This window comes from Sphingobacterium cellulitidis (genome assembly GCF_043187465.1).
Taxonomy (GTDB): Bacteria; Bacteroidota; Bacteroidia; order Sphingobacteriales; family Sphingobacteriaceae; genus Sphingobacterium; species Sphingobacterium cellulitidis.
Genome location: NZ_CP171136.1, coordinates 3,688,850 through 3,705,423 on the forward strand (window position 1 = coordinate 3,688,850; position 16,574 = coordinate 3,705,423).

At 36.5% G+C, this 16,574-nt stretch carries 13 protein-coding genes and 1 pseudogene; 7 read left to right on the plus strand and 7 right to left on the minus strand.

Translation table 11 applies throughout. The annotated features are described in order from the left end of the window. Positions 1 to 18 precede the first annotated feature (18 nt). Entirely contained in the window at positions 19 to 3,777 is a 3,759-nt protein-coding gene (locus ACF3OC_RS16115) for an ATP-binding protein (protein WP_392469879.1), read from the plus strand. Positions 3,778 to 4,052: 275 nt separating this feature from the next. Here ACF3OC_RS16115 and ACF3OC_RS16120 read toward each other — a convergent pair whose 3' ends face one another. The 3 genes from ACF3OC_RS16120 to ACF3OC_RS16130 all read right to left on the minus strand — a co-directional run bounded on the left by ACF3OC_RS16120 (position 4,053) and on the right by ACF3OC_RS16130 (position 7,002). Next, positions 4,053 to 4,994: a hypothetical protein gene (locus ACF3OC_RS16120; RefSeq protein ID WP_094280930.1), complete on the minus strand. Its 942-nt coding sequence runs from the start codon at positions 4,992 to 4,994 to the stop codon at positions 4,053 to 4,055. Positions 4,995 to 5,101: 107 nt separating this feature from the next. Then, a complete protein-coding gene (gene gmd / locus ACF3OC_RS16125; protein ID WP_392469882.1) occupies positions 5,102 to 6,253 on the minus strand; it encodes a GDP-mannose 4,6-dehydratase in 1,152 nt (383 codons plus the stop codon). A gap of 182 nt (positions 6,254 to 6,435) precedes the next feature. Beyond that, the gene (locus ACF3OC_RS16130; RefSeq protein WP_094257870.1) at positions 6,436 to 7,002 is read right to left on the minus strand and encodes a lipocalin family protein; all 567 of its coding nucleotides are present in this window, start codon (positions 7,000 to 7,002) and stop codon (positions 6,436 to 6,438) included. 27 nt (positions 7,003 to 7,029) lie between these two features. Here ACF3OC_RS16130 and ACF3OC_RS16135 point away from each other — a divergent pair, with 27 nt between their 5' ends. The 6 genes and pseudogenes from ACF3OC_RS16135 (at position 7,030) to ACF3OC_RS16160 (ending at position 13,684) form a co-directional block, all read left to right on the plus strand. Next, complete coding sequence (locus ACF3OC_RS16135; RefSeq protein ID WP_392469884.1) at positions 7,030 to 7,389, plus strand: hypothetical protein; 360 nt, start codon at positions 7,030 to 7,032, stop codon at positions 7,387 to 7,389. Positions 7,390 to 7,406: 17 nt separating this feature from the next. Further along, a complete protein-coding gene (locus ACF3OC_RS16140) occupies positions 7,407 to 8,327 on the plus strand; it encodes a lysylphosphatidylglycerol synthase transmembrane domain-containing protein (protein WP_094257871.1) in 921 nt (306 codons plus the stop codon). Beyond that, positions 8,327 to 9,037 (plus strand): SDR family oxidoreductase, encoded by a 711-nt coding sequence (locus tag ACF3OC_RS16145; protein ID WP_094280928.1) that lies wholly within the window; start codon positions 8,327 to 8,329, stop codon positions 9,035 to 9,037. Before ACF3OC_RS16140 ends, ACF3OC_RS16145 begins: the two co-directional genes overlap by 1 nt. 247 nt (positions 9,038 to 9,284) lie before the next feature. Continuing rightward, positions 9,285 to 10,367, plus strand: a complete 1,083-nt coding sequence (locus tag ACF3OC_RS16150) for a TonB-dependent receptor plug domain-containing protein (protein ID WP_392469886.1) — start codon at positions 9,285 to 9,287, stop codon at positions 10,365 to 10,367. A 41-nt stretch (positions 10,368 to 10,408) separates the two neighbouring features. After that, positions 10,409 to 12,292, plus strand: a pseudogene (locus tag ACF3OC_RS16155) (SusC/RagA family TonB-linked outer membrane protein); the annotation flags it as partial. A gap of 18 nt (positions 12,293 to 12,310) precedes the next feature. After that, positions 12,311 to 13,684: a RagB/SusD family nutrient uptake outer membrane protein gene (locus ACF3OC_RS16160; protein ID WP_094257874.1), complete on the plus strand. Its 1,374-nt coding sequence runs from the start codon at positions 12,311 to 12,313 to the stop codon at positions 13,682 to 13,684. 73 nt (positions 13,685 to 13,757) lie between these two features. On the opposite strand, the gene ACF3OC_RS16165 is transcribed toward ACF3OC_RS16160, so the two are convergent. From ACF3OC_RS16165 to ACF3OC_RS16180, 4 genes are read right to left on the minus strand one after another with little or no spacing between them, the layout of a single operon-like run. Next, positions 13,758 to 15,122: an alpha/beta hydrolase family protein gene (locus ACF3OC_RS16165; RefSeq protein ID WP_392469889.1), complete on the minus strand. Its 1,365-nt coding sequence runs from the start codon at positions 15,120 to 15,122 to the stop codon at positions 13,758 to 13,760. A gap of 6 nt (positions 15,123 to 15,128) precedes the next feature. Further along, on the minus strand, positions 15,129 to 15,728 hold the full coding sequence (locus tag ACF3OC_RS16170) for a hypothetical protein (protein ID WP_392469891.1): 600 nt from the start codon (positions 15,726 to 15,728) through the stop codon (positions 15,129 to 15,131). Beyond that, positions 15,718 to 16,185: a hypothetical protein gene (locus ACF3OC_RS16175; protein ID WP_392469892.1), complete on the minus strand. Its 468-nt coding sequence runs from the start codon at positions 16,183 to 16,185 to the stop codon at positions 15,718 to 15,720. Before ACF3OC_RS16175 ends, ACF3OC_RS16170 begins: the two co-directional genes overlap by 11 nt. 4 nt (positions 16,186 to 16,189) lie before the next feature. Next, complete coding sequence (locus tag ACF3OC_RS16180; RefSeq protein ID WP_392469894.1) at positions 16,190 to 16,453, minus strand: DUF2089 family protein; 264 nt, start codon at positions 16,451 to 16,453, stop codon at positions 16,190 to 16,192. Positions 16,454 to 16,574: the final 121 nt, after the last annotated feature.

The following is a 16,574-nucleotide window of genomic DNA, read 5'->3' on the forward strand; positions in this document are numbered from 1 at the left end:
ATTAGTAACTGTAGATAAATGGGTAACAAAATAAGAATACTCTTACTTATCCTGACCGTATCTTTCCTTGCTACAGCCATCATGATTAATAAAATGGTAACCAAGGATGATATGTTAGAATTGGATACCAGAACACTTTCAAATAACATTCATGATTATGAGGAAATAGTAGACCACATTTATGCGGATTCTAACCTTATGAAGGCTTTTGTGAATGTTGAAGTCTACCCCTCCCAGGTACTCGATGTCACAAAGAAATATGGCGATAAATACAAGATATTCTTTTATATCTATAAAGATCATAAACCAATATTTTGGAGTAATAACATCTATGTCCCTCTAACCGATAGCGGAATCCAATCCGACGTTGTATTTGTCCGGGAAGACAATAGATCTTTTATAATCAAACGGAAAGCTTTAACCTCAAACACTTCCGTTCTTGCCCTGATCCCCATAAAAACCCATTTCTCAATCAGTAATGAATACTTGGTCAATCAATTCTTCACCGAATTGCTATCAACCAATAACCTTACAATTGCAGATTATACAGATACTGAAAATATTAAGAACATTTACAGTAAGAACGGTTCTTACCTCTTCTCTGTAAAACTTAATCCAGGCAAGCATGATAATATCTTTATGGATATCCAATTTATCTGTTGGATATTCGCTTCGATATGCTTTCTGATTTTGGTAAACAACATTTGTTTGATGATTGCCAAAAACGGAAAACCTTGGTTTTCACTCGCATTCTTTGCCTTTACCTTGGTACTGACCCGATATGTCGACCTCAATACCAACTGGTTGGCTTCTTCGTCCAGTATTGGGTTGTTCGACCCGAAGTATTATGCCTATAGCCCACTCCTACCAAACCTGTGGGGCTTCTTTATGACCACCCTCCTTGTAGGTTGGTTGGTATTCTATTTTAGAGCAATTCAACCTTATTTGAAAATCAATCTAAGAAAGTTATCACCTAATGTGGCTACCATAATTGGTTTAACTTCGATATTAGGAATATACTTTATTAGTAATCTCCTATTTTTCCACTTATCGACCCTGATTACGAATAGTACAGAAGTCACTCTAGATTTAACCAACCTGTTATCTTTTAACTCCTACAGCTGGTTGAATATATTGATCATGTGTATCAATATGGTCATCCTCCTGTATTTTATCGATACACTGGTTAATATCTTAAAATCCATTCTTCCTAATACAACTTCATTCCTCAACATTCAATTGATCGCTTTAGTATCGGCGATAATCTTGAATGCCATATTAGTTGGCGACAATACCTTTTTTAACATCTTCCTGGCCGGTATTATTATGCTTAGGGCATATAGCAAGCTCAAGGTGAATCTTGCTATGTCGACCTTTATTCTGACCTTGATCTTCCTTGCCTTTATGACTACTTCGGTTTACACCCGAAGCCTTGAAGCCAAAGTTGAAAGGGACATGCGGGTAACAGTGAATCAATTGGAAGCAGAGGACGACTTGAATGCTACAGCATTATTAGTGGAGCTGGAAAAAAAGATAATTGCTGATGAAGGACTGAGACAATCATTCGCAATAAGCCTACCGAATACTCAAATTGATATCATTAATGATTATATCAAGAACACTTATTTCGCAGGCTATTTATCCAAGTTTGAGTATAGCGGTTTTTATTATTACAATGATATTCCTTTAGGAAACTACGATAACAATAAGATTGATGAATATCGGGAAAAAGTAATCAATAAATCAACCAAGGTTCAGCAAACTGAACATTTCTATAGAGTTAGAAGTGATTTAGGGACGCATGAATATTTTCTCCAATTCGATATTCCTATTGATACCGCTGAGGACAAGGTAGTACAAGTTTTCTTGAACTTAAAAAATAGGGCCTATGGTACAGCAATGCCATATCCTGAAATATTGTCCGATAGCAAGGTGGAGTTTATCCGAGGATATCAAAGTAACTCAACCTCCTTTGCCCTATATCGCGATGGCTCTTTAGTTACGCAGAATGGCTCTTTCACCTATCCCAATAAGGATGATGCATTCGGTGGCAAGGTTCAACAATATGTCAACCTGGATGATTACAATGGTTATTTCAATGTGGTTTATAAACCAGATGCTAATACAACCCTCGTGGTTAGTACCCCGCAACTGAGTTTGTGGCAATCGGTAGCTGTATTCTCATTCCTGTTCCTCTGCCTTTATATTTACTTCTTGATTTTTGATAGTATCAAGTACTTCTTCAGTACCATCACCCAGAAATCATTTAATTTCAGAAGTATTAAATACCACTTTAAATTATTATTAAACCGCATCCAATATAGTACTCGTATCCAAACCATGATTATTGGAGTGGTGATATTTGCCATTGTAATCTCCGGATTCATCTCTTTTATCAGTATTTCGGGCCAACTTGAAAAAACAAAAGTCCAACAACGCCTGACTTACATTATGGATGTGGTGAAAAAGATTGAAAGCAAAATCCAGTCATCAGATAATCTAACAGAATCGCAGATCCAAGATTTTGTAAAGGAATTTTCTGAAACTTCCGTTACGGATATTAACCTATATAACAAAAACGGTAAGTTGATCTTCACTTCCCAACCCAAAATCTATGATATGGCATTGGTTTCCAAGTTTATCAATCCCATAGCATTCAATAATTTGAATGTCCTTAAAAAATCGGATTCATTTATCAAGGAAAATGTGGTCTCCTTTGAATATAATTCAAGTTATGCCACCATTAAGAATAATGAATACAATAATATCCTCTTCCTGAACATCCCTTATTTTACTTCCGTAGAAGAGGAAAATGAGAGTCAGAATTTATTATTGAACACCTTATTGAATATTTATACCATCATTATCCTAGGACTGGGATTTTTAACGGTTATGGTTGCAAATTCCATTACCAAACCTTTAAATCTGATCGGAAGAAAACTATCCCAGACTATATTTAGTAATAAACCCAACGAGCCACTTTATTGGGAACGTGATGATGAGATCGGTGCATTGGTCAAGGAATACAATTTCATGATTGTTAAGCTGGAAGAAAATGCAAAACAGTTGATGAATGCAGAGAGGGAATATGCATGGCGTGAAATGGCCAAACAAATTGCCCATGAGATCAAAAATCCATTGACTCCAATGAAATTAGGTATACAGCAATTGACAAGAAGTTATACCGAGAATGACCCCCGTTTTGAAGAACGTTTCTTTAGAATATCGAATTCATTTATTGAACAGATCAATAGTTTGAGTAAGATTGCAACGGAATTTTCCAACTTTGCCAAGCTGCCGGATACCAATCTTGCGAAGATCAATCTGATTGAAAAAATCAATAAATCAGCGAATGTTTATCACAATAACCATAATACCTATATTAAGATCATCAACAATACAGATGATGAAAATGTCTATGTATTAGGCGATAGAGACCAGCTCTTGCGAACATTCAATAACCTGATAAAAAACTCAATTGAAGCCTCTATAGGGCGCAAAAAACACCTTATCAGCATCCTAATTGAGTATGTTGATGAAGACAAGATAAAAATCATCGTCAAAGACAATGGTATGGGAATCCCAGCAGACGTTATCCCGAAAATCTTCCAGCCTAACTTCACTACGAAGAGCTCTGGAACTGGCCTAGGATTAGCATTTGTAAAAAAAACAGTCGAATCCATGAATGGAGATATCACCTTCGTCACCTTCGAAGGCATAGGGACAACCTTTACGATTACCCTACCTAAGTTTAAAGAGAGTGACTTAGAAAAATAAATTGTTTCGTAAATAGAACTTATTTACGAAACAATTTAGATAATATTTGATATACCCAAAGTATTCACTCTCGATCAGCAAAACTTACCTTAGACATCATTTTATGGAGATTTAGGATCAAAGGTGCCTTGATTAATGATACCTAGATCCTTTGACCCTGCTGATCAATTTGTATGTGTTCTTATTTGAGTATAGAAACTTCAGGTCCCACTTAAGCCCACAAAAAAAGGAGCTGAATAAATCAACTCCTTCCTCGTTTAAAAATAATAACCTTTTTATTTTAAAACCACAGAAGATCTACCCATAATGGCGTCATCTGCATATAGTAAAATCGTATAGGCTCCTTTTTGGAACTTATGATTAGGATCTGACCACATAAATTGATATTCCTGACCATTGTTATTGAACTCAATACTTTCTTTGAAAGTATACTGAAGTTTCTCACCATGAACTAGGAATAAATCCTCAGAATTCGCAATCAAATTGCCTTTAGGATTAATGATTCTTACATAGATTTCTTTCTTACCCATGCTAGCAAGTGGATTGTCAGCAATCGTAAAGTCTATTTGTAATCTATCAATGCGTTTAGCCTTATTCTCATTCTCCAATGAACCATTTCTCTTCTCCTCGATACCATTGATATGCACATTAGAAACTTTGATTGAAGATGCTTTAGCAATCTTATCCGTTAGCTCATTCCTCTCAGAAATGAGATGATTGGTTTTAATTTCAGATTCCTTTACCTGCTTATCCAGCTGGGAATTAGTTTCTGCCAGCAATTGATTCTTGATTTTTAAGGCCGTGACATCATCCTTCATCTTTGAAACCTGATCCTTCAATTGGGAAACTTCTAATTTAGCTGTCTCAATTTGAGGACCTGAAATTTCATTGTTTTCCAGTCCTTTTCGCAATTCCTCAATTTTCTGTCTTGCTGACTGTTCAGCTGATACTAAGGCAGCAGTGCTCGAGATACCTTCCGATTTGATGTTATCAAGTTCTGCCTCGATACGATCAATCTCAATCTGTAAATTCTCTTTCTGCAAGGTCACGGTATAAAGCTTCTCTCCAGAAGACTTATACTTCACATAAAAATATATGTTGGTTGCTAGTAATGCTGCTATTGCAATCACGAAAAAGTAGATCTTAGAATTATCCCGTTTTACTGCCGGGGCGACTTGCGCTTCTTGTGATTCTATCTTATTTACGTCTGTTTTCATTCCGTTTTTTCTCCAAATAATTGATTAGTAATAATTACTAAACAATTTCAAAATGAATATTTAATATTTAATTAATCTTTGAAAGCAAAAATTGTTCCAACTTACTGTTATTCAAAATAATTTAGAATATCAAAGCCTCCCTTTTTTAAATATTCCTCCCGCTGCATTAACTTCAGGTCAGACAATACCATCTCGTTAACAAGCATTTCTAAGTCGTATTTGGGTTTCCAACCTAGTTTTGTATTCGCTTTACTCGGATCTCCGATTAGTAAATCAACTTCTGTAGGTCGATAATAACTTGGATCTACTTTGACAATCGTTTGACCAAGCTTAATCTTTTCAGGATCAAGACCTAACGCTTTTATTCTTTCATCATCTCGGTCGATGATAACTCCTTTTTCTGCCTCTCCTTTACCAGAAAACTCTACTTCGATTCCTAATTCTGCAAATGACATTCTCACAAACTCCCTTACGGTAGTTGTTACCCCTGTCGCAATCACAAAGTCTTCAGCGGTCTCTTGTTGTAATATCAACCACATCGCCTCTACATAATCCTTCGCATGGCCCCAATCTCTTTGTGCAGAAAGGTTTCCTAAATATAATTTATCCTGAAGTCCCAATGCAATTTTCGCAGCGGCCCTTGTGATCTTCCTAGTTACGAAGGTTTCACCACGGACAGGACTTTCATGGTTGAATAAAATACCATTACATGCGTACATGCCATAGGCTTCTCTATAATTCACGGTAATCCAATATCCATATAATTTAGCAACTGCATATGGGCTACGTGGATAAAATGGAGTGGTTTCACTCTGCGGAACAGCTTGTACCAAACCATATAACTCTGATGTAGAAGCTTGGTAGATTCGGGTATGCTCTGTTAATCCCAATAACCTTACAGCTTCTAATATCCTTAAAGTTCCTAATCCATCTGCATTAGCAGTATATTCAGGGGTATCAAAACTTACTTTTACATGCGATTGTGCCGCCAAATTATAGATTTCATGGGGCTTGGTCTCTTGAATGATACGAATCAAATTCGTGGAATCAGTCAAATCACCATAATGAAGGACAAAATTCCGACCCAATTGGTGTGGGTCTTGATATAAATGGTCGATACGGTCGGTATTAAATAAAGAACTTCTTCTTTTCAACCCATGCACGATATAGCCTTTTTTTAATAAAAATTCCGCTAAATATGCTCCGTCTTGACCAGTTATCCCGGTAATTAGAGCAACTTTATTGTTTTCTTGACTCATTCTAAATGTTATAACAGGACAAATATATAGATTTCAAACAAACCATTAATAAAATCCGTATGCAAATCCTATTTTAAATACGGTAATCCTCAATTTATTGAGGATTATCGAATCTTCAAATTCAAAACAAAAAAAAGCCATGGATCTCTCCACGGCTTGCATTCAAAAATTCTTTAATGGAATTACTCCCCAGCTCTGCTAAATTTCAACACCAAATTTCCATTCTTACCATCATTTAAAGCAACTGGTAAACGCATTTCCAATGAGTTCTCATCAGCATACGATAAATCCAAACGGTAACCACTAGTTACGTTGGAAGCTTTATCTCCTGCATAAATCTTCTTGAATTGGAAAGATGGTTGACCACCTGTTTTTCCAGGATTGAAAATTGACCAAACAATCGTACGAACGGTTCCACTTGCACATAGATTTCCTTCGGCATTAAATGTAATGCTACCACGTTGGTTGCCACCCGGTAAATCCCATTGTGAACCAATGAAACAATCTACTGGTGCCTCATCAAACATATTTTTCACCGTATAGCTGCTCGGAATATTCTCGCGAGTTACGGAATTTAATATCCATGTACCCTTAACTCCAGAACGCCACTGCGATGCAGACGGTCCTTCAGCAGAAGTCGTACCTGTTGATTCTGTACCCCCTGAAGTTCCTTTTCTAGGAGCTCCACAACTACCTAATACTAACAATGCTGTTAATAAAGATAAAAACGAAATAATACGTTTATGCATATTACAAATTTTAAAATAGTATAATAAATGTATATTAGTAAACAAAAAACTCAATTTTCATTGATGAACAATACTTCCAAAAATCATACCATAAGCAAAATCGTAGCCAAAGCTATTCTTAGACTTCTATTGATCATTTTAATCGTTGGAATCGTTTTCGCTTTTAGCAAAGATGCTAAATTACTAGAGAATATTTCCTTAAATTTTCCAAACAAATGGGCTATATTTGCCCCCATTTCCTTGTTTATCATCTTTATCATTTTGATGTTCATGATGTTAAAGGAAAAATACAACAGAATTGATTTTAATTGGTTGTTTAGCTTATGTGGCGGGTTCTTACTGATCTATCTGATTTTATTCTACTCCCGCATATATCCAATGCTATAATTTACAGCAATATTTAAATGGAAAAATCAAAGATTTGGGAAATCATTAAAAATATTTTTAAAGTACTCATCACTGTCGCTGCACTGTACTGGGTTTCCACAAAAATATCATTCAAGGAACTTACTGAAGTACTTAAAAATAGCAATCCCCTATACTTATTCTTTGCCCTATTAGCGTATATAGGATCCATCTTAGTCGCTTCATCACGCCTAAATTCCTTCTTTAAAGCTATTGGTCTGCAATTGACAGAACGCTATAATTTTAGACTTTACCAGCTGGGACTCTTGTATAACTTCTTTTTGCCAGGTGGAATTGGTGGCGATGGTTATAAAATATTCTTCCTCAAAAAGAATTTTCAAATCTCTAGAAGAAAAGTCTTGGGTGCTGTATTTTTTGACCGACTTTCAGGCTTATGGGCCCTTTGTATTATAATCGGTGCGCTGATTATCTTTATGCCCCGTTTAGCAATTCCTAATGCCGTAACAATTGCCACTCTATTGATTGGAACAATCAGTTATCTCTATGTCTTGCGACTCTTTTTTAAGCAATTCCTGAAGAATTTTATCACAACACATTTCAAGGCCTTATGTGTTCAAGGTTTTCAAACCCTGACCGCAATATGCATTCTATATGCCATGAATTTTGACGGCAAATTCGCACCTTTCTTATTGATATTTATGGTATCCTCTCTCGTAGCCATTGTCCCTTCTATCGGTGGAGCAATTGGACTGAGAGAATCCGTTATATTCAGCTTGGCAACCTATTTAAAATTAGACCCACATATAGCTGTTACAATCAGCTTGATCTTCTATATCATTTCTTTGTTAGTAGCATCAAGCGGAATTTATTACATCTTTAGACCGCAACGTCTCGGAGCAGATAAATTACCTTCAGCAAAAGAAGTGGAAGAAGAAATCGAAAAAGAAGAGGAAGAATAATGGCAAATATTATTATTACAGGAGCTAGCAGCGGAATAGGATTTGAAGCTGTACTAGACTTAACAGCAAATAAAGAGAATAAGGTTATCGCTTTGGCTAGATCAGCTGATAAACTTAGAAAATTACATGAGATCGCATCTTCATTAAACCATGATGGTGGCACCTTATATCCAGCGCAATTTGATATCGTATTTGATAATTATCCTGAATCATTAGTCCCTTTCATTCAATCTAAATTTGACAAAGTTGATATCCTGATAAATAATGCAGGAGCATTGATCAACAAACCCTTTATGGAAACCAGCCTGGAGGATGTTTCTCAAATGTTTCAATCTAATTTCCTAGGCCATGTTCAAATGATCCAACATATCGTCCCTTTGATGAAGGAGTCCGGACATATTGTAAATATCAGTAGTATGGGTGGATTTCAAGGATCTTCTAAGTTTCCTGGTTTATCTGCTTATTCAGCCAGTAAAGGCGCATTAGCGATTTTGACAGAATGTTTGGCGGAAGAATTGAAAGATAAAAACATCAAAGTTAATTGCCTTGCTCTTGGTTCTTCACAAACTGAAATGTTTGAAGCCGCTTTCCCTGGTGCTCAAGCCGGAACTTTGGCTTTTGAGATGGGAAGATATATCGCAGAGTTTGCACAAAATGGACACAAATATTACAATGGCAAAATTTTACCGGTAGCTAATACAACCCCTTAATAAATAATAAAAATTTTATTCAAGAAAACGGCTAAACTATTGAAATAGGTTAGCCGTTTATTTTTTTAAACCTTTCCTAAAGATTATTAAATTTTTCCATCTCTCTTATCGAGATTCACTAAAAATATATGAAATAAATCATATAGATAATGAAATTTTTCTATATTTAGTTAACTAAAAAAGCCTAAAGGAGCTAGAACAACTCCTCTTTGATTGAATATTTAATCTAACTGAAACTAAACAAATTATGAAAAGAAAAGTACTATTTTTCATAACATTTTGTCTCCTCCACATTGTGGCCTTCGGACAAAATCAAGTTATTACAGGTACAGTAACCGATGCTGTAACCAATCAACCGATTTCAGGAGTAACAATTCGTGCTGTAGGCAGTAATTCTGCCTCTCAATCCGACGCGGATGGTAAATATGAAATCGGTGTAAACTCTGCCATTAAAGCCCTACATTTTTCCTTTGTAGGCTATAGCTCCCAACAAGTAAATATTCAGGGAAACTCCGAAATCAACATCCAATTATCGCCAGCTGCTGCTGACTTGGATGAAATTGTCGTTGTTGGTTATGGTACGCAAGTAAAAAAAGATATGACCGGCTCTGTTGCCACCGTAAAAATGTCTGACCTGGATGATGTGCCTTTGCAAACTGTGGAAAGTGCTCTCCAAGGTCGAGCGCCTGGGGTATTTGTAAATTCCAGCTCTGGTAAATTGGGCCAGGCACTTCAAATTAGAGTACGAGGTATTTCTTCCATATCTGCAGGAACTCAACCACTTTATGTTATTGATGGAGTTCCTATTATTTCTACTGCTATGGGAACTTATGATGAACCTGATAACCCATTAGCTGCAATTAGCCCTGAAGATATCGAATCATTGGATGTTTTAAAAGATGCTGCCGCTACAGCTATTTATGGTGCTCGTGGTTCTAATGGTGTAGTTATTATTACAACCAAAAAAGGTAAAGCTGGCCGTACTAATTTTGACCTCGGATATTTTGCCGGATTTAGTGATGCAACAAAAAAAGGTGAATTCCTTAATGCAGATCAGTACAAAGAACTCCTTGGTACTGCACTTAACAACGGTGGCTATATTGGAACTGGACCCGACCAATACCCAACTCTTTCTGAATTCTGGCAAGACTGGACTGGAACGGATGACTGGGATAAAAACTACAATAGTAACTGGGTAAATGAAGGCTTAAAGAGAGGTAGCATCCAACAAATAAACTTAACTGCATCAGGTGGTGATGCTAAAACCAGATTTATTGCATCGGGTAGTTACAATGATAATAAAGGTATTATCGTAGGAACCGCTTCGTAAGAACATCGGGTCGCTTAGGCTTAGATCATACTGCTAATTCATGGTTAGACTTAGGTGGTACAATCAATATCAATAAAACTGACAACTATCGTGTAAGTAGTGATAATGCCTTCTCAAACCCTCTTCAACTAAATGCACTTCCTCCGATTCAACCGATTAGAGATGAAAATGGTGAATTAAATAAATACACTGTTTATTATAACAACTTGATCGACCTTGAAAACGGAAAAAATCTTTCTAATACCTACCGTACGTTTGCAACAGCTTATGCGGCTGCGAAAATCACTCCAAACCTAAGCTTCCGTTCGGAATATGGTATGGATTTCCAAAACCTTGAAGAAGAAATATTTCTAGGTTCTAGAACGCAAGATGGTGGTGATGTAGGTGGATATGGATGGAATTACCAAGCCCGTTCAATAAACTTTAATACAAACAATACCTTAAACTATAACAAGACATTTAATGAAGTCCATGACTTCAGTGCAATGCTAGGTATGGCTTATCAAGAAGGCCAATTTAGGTATACCATGGCTGAAGGTAAAGGATTCCCTTCGGATCAATTTACTAAGATCATCTCGGCAGCCTTGAAATCTGACGCTAGTTCTTCGGAATCTCGCTTCTCCTTCTTGTCTTATTTTGCGAGGGTAAATTACAAATTCAAAAACAAGTACTTGTTGGAAGCCACCGTACGTACAGATGGTTCGTCTAGATTTGGTAAAGACAGACGTTATGGAACTTTCCCTGCAGGTTCAATTGGATGGGTAATTTCTGAAGAAGACTTCCTAAAAGGAAATCCTACGCTTTCCTTCTTAAAACTAAGAGCAAGTTATGGCCGTACGGGTAATGCTGAAATTGATAACTTCGGATCTAGAACTTTGTACACTGGTGCTAACTATGCTGGAGTACCAGGAACCGTTCCTTTGAGATTAGGTGATGAAAAATTAACCTGGGAAAATACCGCTTCCAGTAACTTTGGTCTCGATTTCGGGTTCTTTAATGATCGCTTATCAGGAACAGTAGATGCCTATTTCAAAAAAACAACAGACCTGTTATTGAATGTTCCAATTGAATCTACCAATGGTTTCACTTCTATCCTACAAAATGTCGGCGATATGCAAAACCGAGGTATGGAAATTTCATTAAACTCTAGAAACTTTGTCGGCGAATTCAAATGGAGCACATCTTTCAATATTTCTTTCAACAAAAACAAAATCTTGAAATTGGTAGATGGTCAACCAATTTATCCAGGTGGTCGATACTTAGGTAGAATTGAAGAAGGAATGCCTTATGGATTCTTTTATGGTAAAGCTTATGCTGGGGTAGATACTGAAAATGGAGATGCATTGTACTATAAGGATGATAGCAGAACGGCAACAACAAATGACTATGCTGAAGCTGAAAACCAATGGCTTGGTGACCCGAATCCTAAGTTTTATGGTGGCTTTGGGAATAACTTCTCCTACAAAAGCTTTGACTTAGCTATTCAGACTCAATTTGTCTACGGAAATGATATCTATAATGCTGCCGGAGGATTCCAATCTACTAACGGTGATTATTTTGATAACCAAACCCTGGATCAAATGAATTATTGGAAAAATCCAGGTGATGTCACGATGATTCCTCAACCTCGTTTTGATGAAGGAAATGGTACTCGTCCTTCTTCTCGTTATATTCAGGATGGTTCTTACTTCCGCGTGAAAAATGTGATCCTTGGTTACAACTTACCTCATAGCATTGCTAACAAAGCTTATATGCAAAATGCTCGTATTTATGTTTCCGCGACGAACTTGTTCACTTTCACAAAATACAATGGCTATGATCCGGAAATCAACACCACTTTCGCTGGAAGTTACCAGTTGGGGACAGATTTCTATACATCGCCTCAACCAAGAACAATCACATTCGGAATCAATTTAGGTTTTTAATCCAATAAGCGAATTATCATGAACTTTATTAAATATATAAGTATTCCCGCAGTAGCAGTCGTATTGACCTTAGGATCCTGCGCAAATAAGTTAAATATTGAGCCTGTTGACGATATTTCAGCAGAAAAAGCGCTCTCAACGCCATCAGATGTAAACAATGCCTTAACTGGCGCATATACCATCATTGCCAAAGGTGCTTTATACGGAACTAACCTAGTGATGGTTCCTGATTTATATGCTAGCCCTGGCTATTTGAATTGGACCGGTACTTTCTCTACCTATAGAGACATCTCCAATCAAAATATTATTTCAACTAATGAAGATGTAACCCGGACCTGGACCACAGCATACCAAGCTATTAATGCCGCCAATACGGTATTGGAAGCTTTACCCATTATTACTGATGAAGATATGAAATCGGAAATCGAAGGGAAAGCCCTTTTCATCCGTGGAATCATGTACTTTGAATTGGTCAGACTCTATGGATTACCGTATGAAGCCGGTGCAGCAAATTCTAGCCCAGGTGTTCCAATCGCCTTAAAAGCGGTTACTAAATTTGACGACCTTATCAAAGGAATAACCAGAAGCTCCGTAGCGGATAGCTATGCACAAGCAGAAAAAGACCTCTTGGCCTCCATTTCTAAATTAGCAGACTACCCTTCGGATCTCGCAGCTTCTAAAGCCATGCTAGCCAGATTATACCTACAGCAGGGTAAATATGACAAAGCCCGCGATTTAGCAAATGACATCATCGAAAGTGGTGACTTCGAACTGACCGCAACCCTTGAAGAACCTTTCAGAACCCCAAATTCATCAGAAGGGGTATTTGAAATTCAACAAAGTGAACAAAGTAACGCTGGTTCTTCAAACGATGGTTTAGCAACATTCTATTCTAGCTATGTCAATAAGACAGGTGGTGATGTTGGACGTGGTGACTTGAGTGTCTTAAACTCTTATTACTTAAGCTTTGATGAAAATGATAAACGTAGAACGGAAATGATCTACAAAGGAGATGGTGCAAAATCTGGATGGTTCACAAGGAAATGGTATAATTACTTCGATAATATCCCAGTGGTTCGTTTGACAGATTTATACTTGATGAGAGCAGAATGTAATGTAAGATTAGGAACAGCAATTGGAGACACTCCTTTAAACGATATCAATACTATTCGCGAAAGAGCCGGATTAGAGGATCTAACATCGGTAAATATCACTAGTGTTCTTGCTGAAAGAGACAAGGAGTTAGCTTTCGAAGGATATAGATTGCATGATCTAAAAAGAACGAAGAGAAATATTGGTAGCATGCCATATAATTCTCCAAAACTGGTATATCCTATCCCATATCGCGAGATTTCTGTGAACTCTGCATTGACGCAAAACCCTGGATATTAATCAAAATAGCCATTAAAAATAAAACGGCATCGATTCTTATTGATGCCGTTTCTGTTTAATTCTAAGTATGCTTTTACAATGATTTAATCCAGCTTGCCAAATCTTTCATTAATTCACTGTTTATTGTTTCTTCAATTTCTGAATATTCCCCTACTGCTCCAGTTTTAGCATTTTGGAATAAATGGTTGAAACTTGGGTAAATCTTCAAGAGGTCCTTTTTATTTTTTGGAAGGTTCTTGTTCAAACTTTCCATATTTTCTGTTGCCGGAACCTGAATATCCTTGCCTCCAAATGCAGCAAATACTGGAATCTTTATTTTCTGGACAAATGGAACAGGATCTATTTTGATAAAATGTCGAAACCATGGAGTAACCAGTGCTCCAATTTGGTCTGCACCTTCCATATTCTGACTACCATTCACGGATTTTAAATTATTACGAATCGCATCAAAGGCTTGGTCACTCGGTAAATCAGAAGCCATAATCTCATAATTCCTTTTTATCATGGCCAATTCATCCGCAGAAATAGTCTTACCTAGGGACTTCATCACCGCAGCATTCTGCAATAACATTAAGGAATCCATCGGGATCGTTGGACCAGCCAAAGTCACAATAAAATTTAATCCACTTGTTTGCTGACCAGCCAAGATACTGGCGATCAAGCCCCCTTCACTGTGGCCAATAATACCTACTTTGTTAGGATCTACTTGAGCTTGTTTTCTTAAAAATCCTAATGCTGCCAGAGCATCTTTTCCAAAATCTCCCGTAGTTGCTTTGCTGTAATTACCAGTGGATTTTCCTACTCCTCGATCATCATAGCGCAATACGATAATATTATTTTTTGTAAGGTAATCGGATAATACCTTGAAGGGTTCATGTCCCATCAAGGTCTCATTACGATCCTGAGGCCCACTCCCACTAACCAAAACTACCGCAGGATATTTTCCTGGCTCTTTCGGCTTGGTAATCGTTCCGGCTAAGGTTACCTTATCAATTGAGTTTTCAAATGTTACATCAACCGTATCATAGGAATATGGAGGATTAACACGTTGACTACGTTTATAAGTTCCTGCTTTTGAAGCTTCATCCGCCGTTAATCGCTGTAAAACTAAGTTGGTCTTCATTGCACCTTGCTGAAAGGTCCCATGGATCTCATTACGACCGGAACCAATCTTTCCATTGTATTTAATTCCCATATTCTTTAATTCTACATAAATAGAATCTCCCGAAGCTTTAATACTGCTCAATGGAAATCGGTTAGTGCTTTGTTTAGGACTTTGCATGCTTCCTTCCCAATCCCCATTGTATTTAAACTCAAATATCAATGGCAATTCCATTCCGGAAACTTGTAGACTACCTTTCCAATTCCCTTCAAAGGATTGTGAAAATCCTAATGAGCAGGAACAGAATAAAACCAAAATCAAAAAATAATTCTTCATAAACATTTAAAAATAAGGTTTAAAAGCACTTAAAACGCTGTTTAAAATTAATGTCAGCAAAACAATCGCAATTGTGTGATACAACTTATTACTGTTGATGGCAATTTTCATTCCTTTTACCAATAAATGGAAAAAATAGTATATCGAAAAAATGCTGAAAATGCCTGCCAGTGTTATTATTCCCAAGGATAATGGTGATAGCTTAAGTTTATTAATATTTCCACTCTCAATCTGGACTTGTAAGTCCTCCATGACACGCATTAAATACGGATTCAGTAATAACAATCCCATCAAAACCAGAACACACTGTGCTATTAATACGGTTATCAAAACATCCAAAAACCTGGTCTTCGAATAGTTGAATTTCCCATAACAATACATCAAAATGGTCAAACTGCCAGTGTTGATTAATCCATTAACCAAATAGGTCCAAAATGCTTGTTGCTCCCTAAAGTGAAGGGAAATGATCCCATCATTAATAAAATGGAAAAAATAGCTTAATACACATAACAGAATAAACCCAACGATACCAATTATTAATTGATTCCGGGTTGTTAAATCCTCAAAGGGATTTAGAATAAAACTCACAAAATCTTTAGAACTCATCTTTATAAGGTTTATATTGGTTTAATATTTTCTGAATCTCTTCTGGTTCTTGAGTTCCAATCATAAGCATACTACCGTCTTTGAGAACTAATTGAAGCCCCTGATTGCCTTTGGTTGTATAAGCTTTCCCTTGTTTCTTTCCAAATCTATAACCCCAACCTCCAAAATCCATCATCGAATAGGATCGAACATAAGCATAGCCTATATCTTCCCATGAAATAAATTTCTTCCATATAAATGGAATAAATACTATTTGAATTCCATCTTTATTATATCTTGTTTTTAATCGTATTAACCAAAGAATAACAACCAACCCCAAGAAAATCCATAAATCTGTGATTTCTAAGATGGTCTTATAGTCCGGACTTACGCGATAAAGATTATATCCAATAATAACTAAAACAATGAGCAACATCCAATTGGCAACCATGTTCTGACTTTCCTTAAAACTTCTCATTATATTACTGATAGGATTTAACTTTTTCTATTAATTCATCTAACTTATTTCTTACAGTTGGATAACTTTTACCCATTTTATTGGCCATTTCTTTCAAACTCCCTGAGTTCAGTAAGAATTCAATAATAAACTCCTGTTCCTCGGGTTTCAATCGCATCAATAAGGGGAAATTAAACTTTCCTGCTACCTCCGTTTCACAGTTGCTGCAGTGTAATTTTACAACGGTCATCTCTGTATCACAGGCCGGACATTGAATCGGAAATTTCATATATTAAATAAGTTTATTAATAAAGTTAAATACAATTTTAATATTATTAAAATAAAAATGAATTTTTATTATTTATTTTCTGCAAAAACTTTCAGAATATACTAATTCGTATATTTGCTCA

Bases quoted from the DNA above. Each gene is read 5' to 3' on its own strand.
- ACF3OC_RS16115 (WP_392469879.1), top strand. From the start codon at position 19: ATGGGTAACAAAATAAGAATACTCTTACTTATCCTGACCGTATCTTTC.
- ACF3OC_RS16120 (WP_094280930.1), bottom strand. From the start codon at position 4,994: ATGAAAACAGACGTAAATAAGATAGAATCACAAGAAGCGCAAGTCGCC.
- gmd (WP_392469882.1), bottom strand. From the start codon at position 6,253: ATGAGTCAAGAAAACAATAAAGTTGCTCTAATTACCGGGATAACTGGT.
- ACF3OC_RS16130 (WP_094257870.1), bottom strand. From the start codon at position 7,002: ATGCATAAACGTATTATTTCGTTTTTATCTTTATTAACAGCATTGTTA.
- ACF3OC_RS16135 (WP_392469884.1), top strand. From the start codon at position 7,030: ATGTATATTAGTAAACAAAAAACTCAATTTTCATTGATGAACAATACT.
- ACF3OC_RS16140 (WP_094257871.1), top strand. From the start codon at position 7,407: ATGGAAAAATCAAAGATTTGGGAAATCATTAAAAATATTTTTAAAGTA.
- ACF3OC_RS16145 (WP_094280928.1), top strand. From the start codon at position 8,327: ATGGCAAATATTATTATTACAGGAGCTAGCAGCGGAATAGGATTTGAA.
- ACF3OC_RS16150 (WP_392469886.1), top strand. From the start codon at position 9,285: ATGAAAAGAAAAGTACTATTTTTCATAACATTTTGTCTCCTCCACATT.
- ACF3OC_RS16160 (WP_094257874.1), top strand. From the start codon at position 12,311: ATGAACTTTATTAAATATATAAGTATTCCCGCAGTAGCAGTCGTATTG.
- ACF3OC_RS16165 (WP_392469889.1), bottom strand. From the start codon at position 15,122: ATGAAGAATTATTTTTTGATTTTGGTTTTATTCTGTTCCTGCTCATTA.
- ACF3OC_RS16170 (WP_392469891.1), bottom strand. From the start codon at position 15,728: ATGAGTTCTAAAGATTTTGTGAGTTTTATTCTAAATCCCTTTGAGGAT.
- ACF3OC_RS16175 (WP_392469892.1), bottom strand. From the start codon at position 16,185: ATGAGAAGTTTTAAGGAAAGTCAGAACATGGTTGCCAATTGGATGTTG.
- ACF3OC_RS16180 (WP_392469894.1), bottom strand. From the start codon at position 16,453: ATGAAATTTCCGATTCAATGTCCGGCCTGTGATACAGAGATGACCGTT.